This window comes from uncultured Winogradskyella sp., from assembly GCF_937958655.1.
Taxonomy (GTDB): Bacteria; Bacteroidota; Bacteroidia; order Flavobacteriales; family Flavobacteriaceae; genus Winogradskyella.
Window position 1 is genome coordinate 126102 of the sequence record NZ_CALGNH010000025.1, and the last position, 15605, is coordinate 141706.

The 15605-nt window shown below is 33.5% G+C and carries 14 protein-coding genes; 9 read left to right on the forward strand and 5 right to left on the reverse strand.

Annotated elements, in window-relative coordinates; translation table 11 throughout:
- Nucleotides 1-249 precede the first annotated feature (249 nt).
- The 3 genes from Q0800_RS05500 (at nt 250) to Q0800_RS05510 (ending at nt 2599) form a co-directional block, all read left to right on the forward strand.
- Entirely contained in the window at nt 250-2031 is a 1782-nt protein-coding gene (locus tag Q0800_RS05500) for a chloride channel protein (protein WP_299128212.1), read from the forward strand.
- Nucleotides 2032-2071: 40 nt separating this feature from the next.
- A complete protein-coding gene (locus Q0800_RS05505) occupies nt 2072-2317 on the forward strand; it encodes a hypothetical protein (protein ID WP_299128213.1) in 246 nt (81 codons plus the stop codon).
- Nucleotides 2318-2407: 90 nt separating this feature from the next.
- The gene (locus Q0800_RS05510; protein WP_299128214.1) at nt 2408-2599 is read left to right on the forward strand and encodes a cold-shock protein; all 192 of its coding nucleotides are present in this window, start codon (nt 2408-2410) and stop codon (nt 2597-2599) included.
- A gap of 48 nt (nt 2600-2647) precedes the next feature.
- On the opposite strand, the gene Q0800_RS05515 is transcribed toward Q0800_RS05510, so the two are convergent.
- On the reverse strand, nt 2648-3109 hold the full coding sequence (locus Q0800_RS05515) for a protease complex subunit PrcB family protein (protein ID WP_299128215.1): 462 nt from the start codon (nt 3107-3109) through the stop codon (nt 2648-2650).
- Between the two features lie 6 nt (nt 3110-3115).
- Complete coding sequence (locus Q0800_RS05520; protein WP_299128217.1) at nt 3116-3565, reverse strand: nucleoside deaminase; 450 nt, start codon at nt 3563-3565, stop codon at nt 3116-3118.
- Nucleotides 3566-3630: 65 nt separating this feature from the next.
- Between Q0800_RS05520 and Q0800_RS05525 the strand changes: the two genes are divergently transcribed.
- Nucleotides 3631-5394, forward strand: a complete 1764-nt coding sequence (locus tag Q0800_RS05525) for a 1-deoxy-D-xylulose-5-phosphate synthase (RefSeq protein WP_299128219.1) — start codon at nt 3631-3633, stop codon at nt 5392-5394.
- On the opposite strand, the gene Q0800_RS05530 is transcribed toward Q0800_RS05525, so the two are convergent.
- Together Q0800_RS05530 and dgt are read right to left on the reverse strand one after the other, a co-directional pair.
- On the reverse strand, nt 5377-5553 hold the full coding sequence (locus Q0800_RS05530) for a hypothetical protein (protein WP_299128220.1): 177 nt from the start codon (nt 5551-5553) through the stop codon (nt 5377-5379). The two genes, Q0800_RS05525 and Q0800_RS05530, sit on opposite strands and share 18 nt — an antisense overlap.
- A gap of 86 nt (nt 5554-5639) precedes the next feature.
- A complete protein-coding gene (dgt, locus tag Q0800_RS05535) occupies nt 5640-6980 on the reverse strand; it encodes a dGTP triphosphohydrolase (RefSeq protein WP_299128221.1) in 1341 nt (446 codons plus the stop codon).
- 227 nt (nt 6981-7207) lie between these two features.
- On the opposite strand from dgt, the gene Q0800_RS05540 reads away from it, so the two are divergent.
- Together Q0800_RS05540 and Q0800_RS05545 are read left to right on the forward strand one after the other, a co-directional pair.
- Nucleotides 7208-10036 carry a TonB-dependent receptor gene (locus Q0800_RS05540; protein WP_299128222.1) on the forward strand — a complete coding sequence of 943 codons (2829 nt, stop codon included), beginning with the start codon at nt 7208-7210 and terminating at the stop codon, nt 10034-10036.
- A 37-nt stretch (nt 10037-10073) separates the two neighbouring features.
- The gene (locus tag Q0800_RS05545) at nt 10074-11243 is read left to right on the forward strand and encodes a multidrug transporter (protein ID WP_299128223.1); all 1170 of its coding nucleotides are present in this window, start codon (nt 10074-10076) and stop codon (nt 11241-11243) included.
- An 89-nt stretch (nt 11244-11332) separates the two neighbouring features.
- On the opposite strand, the gene Q0800_RS05550 is transcribed toward Q0800_RS05545, so the two are convergent.
- On the reverse strand, nt 11333-11692 hold the full coding sequence (locus tag Q0800_RS05550) for a nicotinic acid mononucleotide adenyltransferase (protein ID WP_299128224.1): 360 nt from the start codon (nt 11690-11692) through the stop codon (nt 11333-11335).
- Between the two features lie 217 nt (nt 11693-11909).
- On the opposite strand from Q0800_RS05550, the gene Q0800_RS05555 reads away from it, so the two are divergent.
- The 3 genes from Q0800_RS05555 to Q0800_RS05565 all read left to right on the forward strand — a co-directional run bounded on the left by Q0800_RS05555 (nt 11910) and on the right by Q0800_RS05565 (nt 15553).
- Nucleotides 11910-12497 carry a hypothetical protein gene (locus tag Q0800_RS05555; RefSeq protein WP_299128225.1) on the forward strand — a complete coding sequence of 196 codons (588 nt, stop codon included), beginning with the start codon at nt 11910-11912 and terminating at the stop codon, nt 12495-12497.
- Nucleotides 12478-13164, forward strand: a complete 687-nt coding sequence (locus tag Q0800_RS05560; RefSeq protein WP_299128226.1) for a DUF2490 domain-containing protein — start codon at nt 12478-12480, stop codon at nt 13162-13164. Before Q0800_RS05555 ends, Q0800_RS05560 begins: the two co-directional genes overlap by 20 nt.
- Nucleotides 13165-13279: 115 nt before the next feature.
- Complete coding sequence (locus tag Q0800_RS05565; protein WP_299128227.1) at nt 13280-15553, forward strand: inorganic phosphate transporter; 2274 nt, start codon at nt 13280-13282, stop codon at nt 15551-15553.
- Nucleotides 15554-15605 lie beyond the last annotated feature (52 nt).

Genomic DNA, 15605 nt, shown 5'->3' on the forward strand with positions numbered 1-15605 from the left:
CATAGATCCTATTGGTTATCAAAAATTTGTTAATTTTTTTCCAGAAATCGTTGCCTATTGTATTGTTAAAAATAAAAATACACATATATCTTCAATAGATATAGAAAAGTTATTTTTCAAATTTAAAGTAAATGTTTTTGATGATTTAGAAGATGCTTTTGATTGGTCTGTAGTGAAATTAGAACTTTTTAAAGAAAGAAGAAATTAAAACGTTCTAGTTTTTTTACTATAATTTATTAGATTTAGGCTATGCCAACTAAATCTAGTTTTTTTAGAAATTTAATTATCTGGAGGTATAAGTACGTTTCTGAGAAAAACTTTGTCTTTGTTTTAAGCTTAATTATTGGATTACTAGCAGGACTAATCTCAGTTTTCATTAAAAACATCACCTTTGCCATTGAAGCTGTTTTTGAAAAAAGTGTTATTCTGTCTAAAAATAGCATTTACTTTATTCTTCCTATGATAGGTCTTTTTTTTGTTTACTTATTTGTGAAATATGTTTCAAAAAAACCAAGTAAACACGCTATACCATCTATTTTATATGCCCTATCTAAACGCGATGGCATTATAGAAAAACGCAAAGTATATTTACCACTCATTACTGCACCATTAACCGTTGGTTTTGGTGGTTCTGTAGGGCTACTAGGCCCAGCTATCTTATCTGCATCTGCCCTGAGCTCTAACTTAGGTAGACTTCTACATATAGACCGAAAAACAAGAAGTTTATTAATAGCTTGTGCAGCTGCTGGTGCTATAGCTTCCATTTTTAAATCGCCTATTGCCGCTATAATTTTTGCTGTAGAAGTGTTTAGTTTAGATCTAACCTTTGCTTCATTATTACCCTTACTCATTGCTTCCGTCTCTTCTGTAATTACATCCTATTTTTTTATGGGAGATAGTGTTTTATTTGACTTTAATGTTACCGATAAATTTGCCATAAAAGACACACTCTTTTATATTTTACTAGGTGTTGGAACGGGAACTGCATCCATATATTTTTCAAAAATACACTTTGGTATTACCACTTTTTTTAATCGCTTTAAATCTGCAAGACAAAAATTAATAATTGGTGGCTTGGCTATCGGTGTAATGTTATTTTTTATTCCACCACTCTATGGTGAAGGTTTTGGATTTATAAATAATCTTATGTTGGGTAATGATATTAAAGCGCTTGGCACAACTCCTTTTGATGCATATTTAGATAATATTTGGATTGTTATTGGTTTACTCTTTGGCATTACACTTTTTAAAGCCATTGCCATGTCTACTACTTTTGCCGCTGGCGGCACTGGCGGAATTATAATTCCGACCTTAGTTATGGGAAGTGCTTTAGGCAATGTTGTTGCCAAGATCATTAATAACTGTGGTTTAGGCTTCCATGTATCTGAGGCTAATTTTACTCTAATTGGAATGGCTGGTTTAATTGCTGGTGTATTACATGCTCCTTTAACCGCTATTTTTCTAATTGCAGAAATTACAGGTGGTTACCAATTGTTTGTACCGTTAATGATAACGGCCTCTATGTCCTTTATTATCAATAAAAACGGATTAGACCACACTATTTACACCAAAGAATTATTAGAAAAAGGGGCATTATTAACCCAAAACAAGGATAAAAATGTACTCACAGTAATGAAATTAGATTCCGTTATAGAGCAAAACTTTGTGCTATTACATCCCGATATGACCCTAGGTGAAATGCTTAAAAATGGTGTTTCAAAATCAAACAGAAATCTGTTTCCTGTAACGGATTTGTCACAAAATTTTATTGGTATAATTTTACTCGACAACATTCGTTCTGTAATGTTTGACCAAAGTCTTTACAACTCTACCACTGTTGAAACCTTTATGCAAAAACCACCAGAAATTATTTATTATGAGCATGATTCTATGGAAGAGGTAATGAAGAAATTTCAGAGGACTAAAGCCTGGAATCTACCAGTAATTAAGGATCAAAAGTATTATGGCTTTGTTTCAAAATCTAAACTATTAACCGCTTATCGGCACGAATTGATTAATTTTACATCCTAAAGAGTACGCTAACCAGATTAGATTTAAGATCATCATTTTTATGAAACCCATTCATTATATAACACTCATTGCATTTATAGCTTCAATAACCAGTATTGTATGCGGTTTTATTTTAAATGTAACGTATTCTCAAAAATTAATTGGATTTGGTGTAATGGGTTTATTTCTAATCGTTTTTCCATTATTTTCTTACTACAGATGGAAAGGTAAAGACGTTAATGAATACATGCTTACCAAAGAAAATTTAGACAAAATGCGAGAAAATCAAAAGCGCAATAGGTATTAATAAATTGTAACTTTTTGAAATAAAACACATTATTTTCTAATTGTGTAATAATTAGTCTTACCTTTGTACTTTAATTTTTATTTATTTATAATGACTGGAACAGTTAAATTTTTCAATGATTCCAAAGGATATGGATTCATTACAAACGAAGAAACAGGAAAAGACATCTTCGTACACGTATCAAACCTTGATGGCGTAGAATTACGCGAAGGTGACAATGTAGAGTACACAGAAGAAGAAGGAAGAAAAGGATTGGTTGCTGCTAATGTAAGCGTCCTTTAAAACATACTTTAAAGCAGTTTCAACGCTCAACCTTTGGTTGGGCGTTTTTTATTTGAATACAATCGGAAACTCAGACTTTGCAATTCTAACAATGATAAACGGCTGAGTCATTACACTACTAGCCATACCATCTGGTCCTTTAGAGTATACATACACCTCAATATTGTCTAAATTAGATTTTACTTCTAATTCTATACTATGACCTCCTGTACCTTTAACATCGCCAAAAACAGCTATAAGCGTGTACTTTGAAAAATTAATTTTAGTTTCAGAAAAACCATCAGAGACATTATTAATAGCATTTATCTTTTTCAAAAGGTCATTCCATTGATTTGAGTCTGTAATAACTAAGTTTTGCTTTGCAAGACCCTCAGCACCAGATCCATATAAATTACCCTTACCTATTAAGAAACTATCTTCTTTTTCTAATTTATTCTGGTTTTGTATGGATTTACAGTTTAGCACAACTAGGAACATACATAGTCCCAATACTTTGTATAGCATCTTCATTAAGCTTTAATTTAAATTTCGTTTTTCAATAAAAAATCGTTTCAAAAGTTGAGAAGCTTCTTCTGCAAGTATGCCGCTAACCACTTTTGTCTTAGGGTGAAGTTTAGAACCCATAGCCATAAATCCACGTTGCTCGTCTGAAGCTGCATAAACAATTTTAGATATTTGACTCCAGTACAATGCACCTGCACACATTTGGCATGGCTCTAAGGTAACATACAAAGTGCAATTGGTTAAATATTTACCACCCAAAAAATTTGCGGCAGATGTAATAGCTTGCATTTCGGCATGTGCAGTAACATCATTTAATAGCTCTGTAAGATTATGTGTTCTAGCTATAATCCTATCTTGTACCACAATAATGGCACCAACAGGGATTTCACCTTTTTCAAAAGCCACCTCTGCTTCCTGAAGTGCTTTTCGCATAAAATAAGTATCGTCAAATGGATTAATCATAGTTGTAAAAATACGATTCTATTTGAATAAAAAATACAATTGCAAAATGGTACATTTGTAGTTCAATGGAATCATCGTTTTTAAACCATATAAACCTCCCCAAAGATCTTCGTGAACTTAAACCAGAGGATTTGCCTCATTTGGCTAAAGAACTACGTAGATTTATCATCAATATTGTAGCGACTAAAGAAGGTCACTTAGGTGCAAGTTTAGGTGTTGTAGAATTAACAATTGCATTGCATTATGTATTTAATACACCAAAAGATTTATTAATATGGGATGTTGGGCACCAGGCTTATGTCCATAAAATACTAACTGGCCGCAAAGCAATATTTGATACCAACAGGCAACTTGGAGGTATTAGTGGTTTTCCTAATAGAAATGAAAGCATCTATGACGCTTTTGGTGTTGGGCATTCGTCCACTTCAATTTCTGCTATATTAGGTATGGCTATAGCATCACAACTTAAAGGAGAAGACAAACAACATATTGCTGTAATTGGAGATGCTTCTATTGCAAGCGGAATGGCTTTTGAAGGCCTTAATCATGCAGGCGTTACCGATGCTAATGTATTGGTCATTTTAAATGATAACTCTATAGGTATTGACCCAAGCGTTGGTGCACTAAAACAATATTTAACCAATGTAAAAAAAGGTACGGAAAAGCAAGATAATATTTTTGAAGCCTTAAATTTTGATTACTCTGGCCCTATTGATGGCCATAATTTACCACTATTACTTTTAGAATTACAGCGCCTAAAACACGTAAAAGGTCCTAAATTTTTGCATGTGATAACAACAAAGGGTAAAGGTTTAAAACAAGCCGAAGAAAATCAGGTAACATACCATGCACCTGGAAGGTTTAATGCAAACACTGGAGAACTTCTTGCTAAGTCTAGCTCTAGTCATCCACCAAAATATCAAGACGTATTTGGCGAGACCATTGTTGAGCTTGCCTTAAAAAATAAAAATATTATTGGTATAACACCAGCGATGCCTACAGGCAGTTCTTTAAAATATATGATGGATAAAATTCCTGACCGTGCATTTGACGTTGGCATTGCAGAGCAACATGCTGTGACTTTAGCTGCTGGCATGTCCACTCAGAGTTTAATTCCGTTTTGCAACGTTTATTCTACATTTTTACAGCGTGCTTACGACCAAGTTATACATGATGTTGCTTTACAAAATTTACCTGTTATTTTTTGTCTTGATCGTGCTGGTTTAGTTGGCGAAGATGGAGCTACACATCATGGTGTTTTTGATTTGGCTTATCTTAACTGTATTCCCAATCTTGTAATTTTTGCACCAAAAGATGCCATTGCACTTCGTAATATAATGTATACGGCCCAGCTTGGTATAAATTTCCCGTTAGTGATACGTTACCCTAGAGGTAGAGGTCATATTTTAGACTGGAAAAGACCATTTAAGCCTATAGAAATTGGCAAAGGCATTTGCTTAAAGAAAGGAAAAAAATTAGCTATACTCTCTATTGGCACTATGGCTAAGACTATTGAATATGCTACCTTAGACTTAGAAGTTTCTCATTACGATATGCAATTTGTAAAACCGTTAGATAAACAATTATTACATAAGGTTTTTAATAAGCATACTATTATAGTTACCATAGAAGATGGAACTACCATTGGTGGTTTTGGTAGTTCTATTTTAAATTTTGCAAATACACATAACTATAAACAGCCAATTACTGTACTTGGCATTAGGGATAAGTTTATTAGCCATGGTAAGGTGTCCGAGTTACAGCAGTTAGAACATTTAGATGTATATTCCGTAAGAGAAAAAATTAAAAGTCTACTCTCGGTACCCTAGTGTTGCAAGTTCTTTAGATGTTTCATCATCTTTAGTTTGTATACTTTCCGTTTTATTTATTATGTGTTCTTGTGGTGTGTTTGTAATATCGTCTAACATTAAAAGGCATGCCATTACAACAACGAAAATGACCAAGCCGCCTAGAATATTGTTTCTCATAAGTAGGTGTTTATTAAAAGTATTAAGGACGAACAATAAACCAATTACATCGTTAAAAAACAAATTTATTCGACGAAATGCATGTTTTATAACATTACTCCTTTGAGTTTTTTATACAATAACATGGCGTTGGTGTCCGATAATTTAGAGAGGTATAAACAAATACTTATCAAATTTTGATACAGTGATGTATGTGTTAGTTTAACCGTTTCGGGCAGGAGGTTGAGCAATAAATTATCGTAGCTAGTAAGATTTTCATCAAAATAGTTTTGAGCCAATGTTCCGTAAGCATTTAGTAATTGATTTAAAATCTCATAACCCGCAATTTCTTTATTTAAAACCTCTTCTGAATTATAGATATTCTTTACACTGAGATTAATAATATCCTTAATCTGTGCTTTGTATTGACTAACATCTAAAAGTGCTGTTTCAAATTTACCTTCTAAAATAGCTTCCTCGTGCTCCATAAAAATGTCTACAGATTCGTCAATTAAAGTACTTATTGCTAACGCACGCAAATAACTTACGCGGTCTGCCGTTGTTTTAAGCGCATTATAATTTTCAGTTTTAATCTTTGGTCTTACCAAATTGGTAAGGTATTCTAGTGCATATTCTTCTTGTATTAAGCCTAAATTAATACCATCTTCAAAATCTATGATTGTGTAACAAATATCATCTGCGGCTTCAACTAAAAAAGCCAAAGGATGCCTGTTATAACTCAAATAATTAGTACTCCGTTTTATTAAACCTAATTCAGTCACCACGTCTAAGAACATATCTTTTTCGCTCTGAAAAAACCCATATTTTTTATCTACAATATGAGACGATGGTTTTTTAGGTAGAGACGCTTTAGGATATTTTATAAATGCACCAAGTGTTGCGTAGCTTAAGCGTAAGCCACCCAATCTACCTTCTCTACTTTCTGTTAAAATTTTAAAGCCGTTAGCATTGCCTTCAAAATCACATAAATCTTGGTATTCTGCATCGGTCATTAAGTCTTTAAAAACTTTTCCTTTACCGGCTTTAAAATAAGCGCCTATAGCTTTTTCACCAGAATGTCCAAAGGGTGGATTACCGATATCATGCGCTAAAGCTGCCGCAGCTACTATGGCCCCAAAATCATTCATTTGATAACCTAGTACGCTTCTTAAATGCGGATATTTAGCCAATAATAAATTTCCAACTTTTCTACCAAGTGACCTACCTACAACACTCACTTCTAAACTATGTGTTAACCGCGTATGTACAAAATCTGTCTTAGACAGCGGTACCACCTGTGTTTTATCTTGAAGACTTCGAAACTCCGAAGAAAATATAATACGATCGTAATCAACTTCAAAACCTAAACGGGTTTCATCTTGTTCTTTTCGCAGTCTTTTATTAGTGTCGCCAAAACGTTTTAAGGATAGTAACTGTTCCCAATTCATAACATTTTATTTAGAGTGTGCAAGATATAAATTGGTATAGAATAAACTTTAAAATTATCTACAGATTCTAGCAACTTTCAATGTTAACAAATTGTTTCCATTTGTAAAAAGTTATTAATATTAATCTAACACTAAGCTAACCTTATGATTACAAATCTTTAATTTTTGATTAACCTTAAAAAGCGAATACAGCCGTTTCTTTGCATCAGCAATTTTTTATATAAACGATGAAAAGATTCAACCTTTTAGTTACCCTTATTTTCGCTCTATTTTCTTATGCACAAGAAACTGGGTCTATTACCGGAAAACTTACCGATAAAGACTTTAATGACGACCCATTACCTTTTGCTAATGTTGTTATAAAAGGCACATCTACGGGTACAACCTCTGATATTGATGGCTTGTATATTTTTGATGAATTAGAACCAGGCGCTTACACACTTGTATTTAGTTTTGTTGGTTATGAGACACAAGAAATTGTTACTCAAGTAACAGCAGGTCAAAAAACAACACTTAATGTCTCTATGGGAGCTTCAGCAGCTGTCTTAGATGAAGTTGTATTAACACCTGTTACCGCTAGAAAAGAAAGTGAAAGCGCTCTTTTATTAGATCAAAAGAAAGCGGTTACCATTAAACAAAGTATAGGTGCTGTTGAGCTCTCTCGCAAAGGAGTTAGCGATGCTGCTGGTGCTGTAACTAAAATATCAGGTATTTCAAAACAAGAAGGTGGAGGCAATGTCTATGTAAGAGGTTTAGGAGATCGTTACTTAAACACTACTTATAATGGTTTAACATTACCTGCTAACAATATTGAAAAGAAAAATATGGATCTTAATCTTTTTTCTTCAGATGTTATACAAAATGTTGGTGTCAGTAAAACCTATGCTGCTAATTTTTATGGTGACTTTGCTGCTGGTAATGTAGATGTTGTTGCCAAAGAATATACAGGTGACTTCTTTTTAGATGTTAATTTAGGCTCTAACTTTAACTCTAATGCCATAGGAGAAAACTTTGTTAAAAGTGAAGGTACAGGCTATTTTGGTTTTTACAACAGGTACAGAAACAACCCTTACGCTGTAGTATTATCGCATGGTGTGGACCCACAAGGTATAGACGGAACGGTAGGTTTAGAAGGTAGTTTTTCTGGTGGAAAATCTTGGAATATTGGTGAAGAATCTCGCTTAAGTCTTTTTACAACAGCTTCTTTTGGTAGTAGTTTTGAATACCGAAGAGGCCAAGCAGCCAATGTTACAGCAGCGGCAAATACCATATTTCAGGATTCAGAGGAATTTGAGTTTTCGCGTACCACTACAGCTATGGCTAACATAGTTTACAGAATAAACAATGACCATAAAATAAAATACAATTCGTTATTTATTAATGCTGCTACGGACGAAGTTGGTCGTTTTGGTATTGATGGTCGTGGTTATAATCGTAACACTATAGCAGATAACGATGATTTTGGTTTTTTTACGCAAAACGTACAGTTTGAGCAAGATATGATCTTTGTGAATCAAATCTTAGGAACAAGTAATTTTAGTGAAAAATTAAAATTAGACTACGGTGTTGGGTACAATGCTGTTTTAGCGCGCCAACCAGACCGTAAGCGTATTGCTTTAGAGCGTTTTGAAAACACACTAGATAACGACCCTAATACCAATGCAATCTTTTTTAGAAATGTTGAATTTGATAACCAACGCTATTTCCAAAATATCGAAGATAACGAGATTAATGCGCGTTTAAATTTAATTTATGAAACCTCTGAAGATTTAATATTTAATTTTGGATATAATGGTCGTTCTAAAGAACGTACTTTTAACAATCAACGCTATGGTTATGACATTATTAATCCATTTACAGAGATTGCAGATGTCAATAATTTTGATGCCTTTTTTACACGCGAAAATTTAGGAGTACTTTATAATACCAGTGTTTTCCGTCCGCTAGATCCTGCAAACGGGTTAGGCAGAGAAAACTTACCAGGCCAATTAGAAAATACGTACCAAGGTAACCTTAGTGTGCATGCGTTATATACTGATGCTATTTATAAAGCTGGCGAAAAATGGACCTTCGTCCCTGGCGTAAGAGTTGAGCGTTTTAATCAAGAAATTAGTTATAACGTAATTAATCTATCGTTTAATAATCCTGGCAGTAATGAAGCTAATGAGACATTTTTCCTTCCAAGTTTAAATATAAAATATGCGCTAACCGAAGATCAAAATCTACGTGTTTCGGCCAGTAGAACGGTATCTAACCCAGAGTTTAAAGAAGTAGCGCCATTTGTTTACGAAAATGTAATTGATCGTATTGGTGGTAATCCAGATTTATTAAATGACCCTGCGTTTTCTACTATAGTAAACTTAGATTTTAAGTACGAATGGTTTATAAATAGTGGTGAAATTTTATCATTAGGAGTCTTTAATAAAACCATTAATGACCCTGTTAACTTAGTATCTGCTAACGATGCTACAGGTACACAACGTTTCTTTAGAACAGGAGATAGGGCTGATGTATTTGGAGTAGAAGTTGAAGCTAGAAAAAAACTTATTAAAGATGAAGATGACAAAAGCATTTTAGCTGCTGGGATGAATATTACCTACACCACAACCAAGCAAGATTTAAAAACGGTTACAGGTACTTTTGGCACCAACTTTAATAGAGATTCTGACGAATTACAAGGAGCATCGCCATGGTTAATTAACGCAGATGTAAGCTATAGCCCAACATTTGGCGAGTACAAACCCGTAGCTAACTTGGTGTTTTCTTATTTCTCGGACCGTATTGATGCCTTAGGAGCAGGGCAACTTGGAAATATTATTGAAAAAGGTGTGCCTACTTTAGACTTTGTCTGGAAGAATACCATCAACAAAAATTTTGAAATTAATGCTAGTGTAAAGAACATTCTTAACCCAACCATTGAGCGTGTTCGTGAGAATGTATCTTTTGATCCTGTTTTAGCTAGTGATCTGGGTGTAAATCCTAATTTATCTGAATTTGCACTATCGAGTTATAAAAGAGGCGTTAATGCTAGCCTACAATTTAAATATAAATTTTAACCAAAAAAACCTTTTTAAAATTAATTTTTAAACAAACATGAAAACAAACAAATTACTTTTAGGATTCTTAACAGTGGTTTCTATATTAGCCACAAGTTGTGCTGCTGATGACACGGCAGATATTACTATTAACCAGGGTGACAACGGAGCTGGCACAGTTGACCCTTCTGACTTGGAAATAGGTGGGACGCTTACTTCTAACCTTACGCTTGTTACTGGTACAGAATATATTTTATCAAGTGCACTTATAGTGCCAACAGGTTTAGTTTTAACTATTGAGCCGGGAGTTGTAGTAAAAGCAACTACGGGTTCTGATGTTTATGTTGCTATAAAACAAGGCGGTATGATTATGGCAGAAGGTACATCGTCTAACCCTATTGTCTTTACGTCTAATTCTGCTACACCAAACCCTGGTGATTGGGGAGGACTTATCGTTTTAGGACGTGCTCCAATAAACTCTGTAGTTGGTGGTGATGCTACTTCTACATCTGAAATAGGTGGTTTACCTTATGGCGGTAGCGATGTTAACGACAATTCAGGAATCATCAGATATCTACGTATAGAATATTCTGGTGGTGCTGCTGATGCTGCTTCAGAAAATAACGGATTCTCTTTTTACGGTGTAGGTAATGGGACCACCATAGATTTTATTCAGGCGTTTGAAGGTGCTGACGATGGTGTAGAATTTTTTGGAGGTACGGTAAACGCATCTCACATCTCTGTTGTTGGTGCTCAAGATGACTCTGTTGATTGGACCGAAGGTTTCACAGGTACACTTACAGATGTTTACATAGAACACAGACAATCTCATGATAAAGGTATTGAAGGTGACGGATTTAATACAGATATCGGTAATAACTCTAGTCCTATATTTTGGAGTGCACCTACAATAAACAATCTTACCATTAATGGTTTAGGATCAAGCAACGGTAATGAGGCTATTAGATTAAGAGCAGGTACAAGAGCTATTTTTAATAACGTTTTTATTGAAGGTTTTGAAGAGGCTTATGATTTGGATGATAGTGAAACAGGCAATGGTGTACTAGCTGGTGACACAAACGTAACAGACATCTCTTTTGATGATATCGTTTTAAGCTTAAAAAATGATACTGACGCGCAGTTTAATGAAGACACGTTCTTCTCTGGTATTGGTAATGGTACTGGCGCAGAATACAATACTTGGAACGCTGGTTGGACAAGAAACTAATGAATTCTATATAAACTAGAAAACATAGAATATAAAAAAAGCATCTTCGTCATTGAAGATGCTTTTTTCTATTTAATACTGTTTTATTTTTATTTGTTAGAGGCCACCTTAGCGTCAGAACTTGTCCATTGGTTAACACTTGTAATAGCATTATTAGAATAATCCACCTCTTTTAAAGTATTACCACTCCAATAAAACCATTTACCTACTTTCTTCCCTTCATCATACTTAGCCGATACTAATTTATTACCTTCTTCACAAAAACTTAACCACTCACCATGCAACTTACCGTCAACAGTGTAATAACCAGTTTGGCTAACTTCACCATTATCATAATAATAAGTAACTTCAATTAGGTTTTTATCTTTATTTAATTTTAATTCTCTTTCCTTTTGAGCATAGGTAAGACTTACTGTCAATACTAATAAGATGGTAACTAACTTTTTCATATCTATTTGGGTATTATTAATGATTACGTAACAAACTTAATACTTTTTTTACATTTAAACAACACTTACGTAACATTAAATTAACATTGAACCTGTAAATATTTGATTTGCAGTATTTTAAATTAATTCAATTTAGTAACATTGAAACCTCTTTTTACAATACATTAAACTAAATGATGGGTATATGTCTTATTTTTGCTTTGTACATTTTAAACCTATGAACGTTAGAATACTTATAACGACTTTAATTTTTATAGTCTGTTCACAATATATTGTTAGTCAAACCAAAAAAGAAAAAGAACAACGGATAAAACGATCTCATTTTCCTGTTAAAGCTCAAAACATTCTTAATTATTTACCTAAAGACTGTAAGCGTATAAAATATTACAAGGAAACGGATGGAAACAAGCAAAGTTTTGAAACCAAGTTTAAATATAATAGACAGTGGTTTAGTTTAGAATTTTCACCTAACGGTCGTATTGAAGATCTCGAAGTTATCATTACAATAAAAACCATTAATAGTCCTACAAAAATAAAAATAGAGAACTATTTTAATACTAAATACTTAAAATACAAACTCATAAAAGTCCAAAAACAATTTGTTTTTGATCAAAACTCAAACGTAGAGGGTTTTATAACAAATATCCTAAATCATGACAATGGTACCATTGTAAATTATGAAATTATAGCAGAGGTTAAAACAGAGAAAAGTCGTGAGATGCGAGAATTTACGTTTAATCAAAACGGAGCATTTATAAACTTTAGAGTTATTAAACCCACATCATATGAGTATGTCCTTTACTAAGCTCATTATAATCATAGGCTTAAGCGTGGTAAGCTCATTCCTTTTTGCACAACAGGACTTTGAAGGTTTGGGTGAAACAAGTTTAACTTTAAACCATAAGATAAATAGTAAATATAAAATTAACTTCTCGGTAAGATCTCGCTATTTTATGTATCAAGATAGTAATTTCAATTTTGAAAATAGACAATTAGATGTTGTACATTTTTCAACTCTTAACCTAGATTACAATCATAGTCTCGGTTTAGGTATTCAGTATAGATTTAGGGAAGTTATAGATGGAGGAACTAACGAATTACGACTAACTCAACAATTTAATTATACAAAGACTAATGGAGCCATGCGTTTTGGACACCGTTTAAGATTTGAACAACGTATTTTAGAAGATGTTACAATTCTTAGATCGCGATACCGATTTGCCTTAGACATTCCTCTTAAAGGAGAAAAACTTAATGGTGGTGAGCTCTACTTAATATGTGCTATGGAAGCATTACTTAGCCATAGCAAAGTAAATCAACCAGAGCTAGATCACCGTACCACCTCACATCTGGGATGGCTTCTTTCTGAAGCTTTAAAACTACAATTAGGCTTAGAGTATCGATTTGAAGCCATTAACAATAGCACTGAACAGAAACTTTTTATTCTAAGTGGATTAATTTTAAGAGTATAATTAAGCTTTATAGTTAGATTATAAGCGGTTTGAGCAAAAAATAAATAACCTCTAAATAACGTCAGATTAAAAATAATTAAATTAATTTGCATTCAATTATTAGCTACCCACGTACATGGAAAATCTTTATATCTATATGCTTGCTGCTTTGGCATTTTTAGCTGTTGCAGATTTAGTAGTTGGTGTAAGTAATGATGCCGTAAACTTTTTAAATTCTGCCATTGGCTCTAAAGCCGTTTCATTTAAAACCATAATGATTGTTGCTAGTTTAGGAGTAGCAGTTGGTGCAATGACCTCTAGTGGTATGATGGAAGTGGCTCGTAAAGGTATTTTTAATCCTAGCCAATTTATGTTTAATGAGATTATGGTGATTTTTATGGCCGTAATGCTCACAGATATACTCCTCTTAGATTTCTTTAACACCTTAGGTTTACCAACTTCTACAACAGTTTCAATTGTTTTTGAATTATTAGGTGCATCAGTCGCTGTAGCCTTAATAAAAATTTACGGAGATAACACCCAATCCATTACAGACCTTACTAATTATATAAATAATGAAAAGGCTATAGAAATTATACTAGGCATACTGCTCTCAGTAGTAGTCGCCTTTACAATTGGCGCTATAGTACAGTATGTATCGCGATTGTTATTATCCTTTAATTTTCAGGAAAAACCAGATTGGTATGGGTCTATCTTTAGTGGTTTTGCGATTACTTCGATTATGTATTTTATAATAGTAAAAGGATTAAAGAATGCGGCCTTTATGCCTCCGTCTGTTAAAGAGTTTTTGAGTAATAATCCGGTTACGTTTATTGCACTGAGCTTTGTAGCATTTACCATTTTATCATTACTCGCCATTAAATTGCTCAATGCAAAGATTTATACTATTATAATCATTGTAGGAACATTTGCACTAGCTGTTGCATTTGCAGGTAATGATTTGGTTAATTTTATCGGTGTACCTATTGCGGCTTATAATTCTTATGAGGTTTGGTCTACCAGCGGAATAGAAGCAACCAATTACGCAATGGTTGCTCTCGGAGAACCTGTACGAACAGAGCTCTGCCTTTTGTTAATTGCTGGATTAATTATGGTGCTTACATTATGGTTTAGCAGTAAGGCTAAGGCCGTTGTAAAAACTTCAGTAGATCTATCTAGGCAAGATGAAGTTAAAGAACGTTTTGAACCTAATTTTTTATCTAGAAACATTGTACGTCTCACAATTGGACTTAATGATAGTGTTAATAAAATATTACCTAATACTTTTAAAAAGTGGTCTAATGATCGATTTGTTGAACCTAAACGTGTTATAAAAATTCAAGATAAACCAGCCTTTGACCTTGTCCGTGCTTCAGTTAATTTAATGGTAGCTAGTGTGCTTATTTCTGTTGCAACCTCAATGAAGCTTCCACTTTCTACAACTTATGTTACGTTTATGGTTGCTATGGGAACCTCTTTAGCAGATAGAGCTTGGGGCAGTGAAAGTGCTGTTTATAGAGTTGCGGGTGTACTTAACGTTATTGGAGGGTGGTTTTTTACGGCATTTAGTGCTTTTGTAGCTGCAGCAATAATGGCTTACATTTTATATCATGGAGGTGGTTATGCGCTTACAGGACTTTTAATTCTTGCTATGGTATTATTAATTAGAAATTACTTGTTGCACCGTAAGAGTTCAAAAATTATGCGCGAAGAAGATAAACTTGAACGTGCCGAGAGTAATTCTACACAAGGTGTAATTCATGAAAGTGCATCAAATATTGCCAACGTAATTAGTCGTGGGAATAGAATATACACTTCTGCAATTAACGGCTTGGCTGTACAGGATTTAAAAGTACTTAAGAAAAATCGTAAACAAGTTGATAAATTATCTGATGAGATTGATGATCTAAAGGATAATATCTTCTATTTTATAAGAAACCTAGAAGAACCTAGTGTCTCAGCCAGTAACTTTTACATCAATATTTTAGGGCATTTACAAGATATGGCGCAATCGTTAGCCTATATTTCTAAAGCGAGCCATAAACATATTAACAACAATCACAGGAAATTAAAATTTAGCCAAATTAAAGAACTCAAAGATTTGGACGATAATTTAGAAGATCTATTTAAAACAACACAAACAGCTTTTGAATCGCGTTCTTTTGAACAAATTGGTGCTGTGTTAGCCAATAAGTCAAAAATCTTTGATTTGGTTAGAGAAAAAATTCAGAAACAAGTAGAACGAACACGGAGTGAAGAGTCTAGTCCAAAAAATACAACCCTCTATTTTAATTTATTAGTAGAAACAAAAGATCTTTTAACAAATATGATGAATTTGTTGGAAGAATATTTCCACGCACATGACAGCTCTATTACACCAGCTCAGACTACCATTGAACAAGATGAATAATTTAGATATCAACTACTTAAGATTATATCCAAATCCTCAAATCACTTTGAGG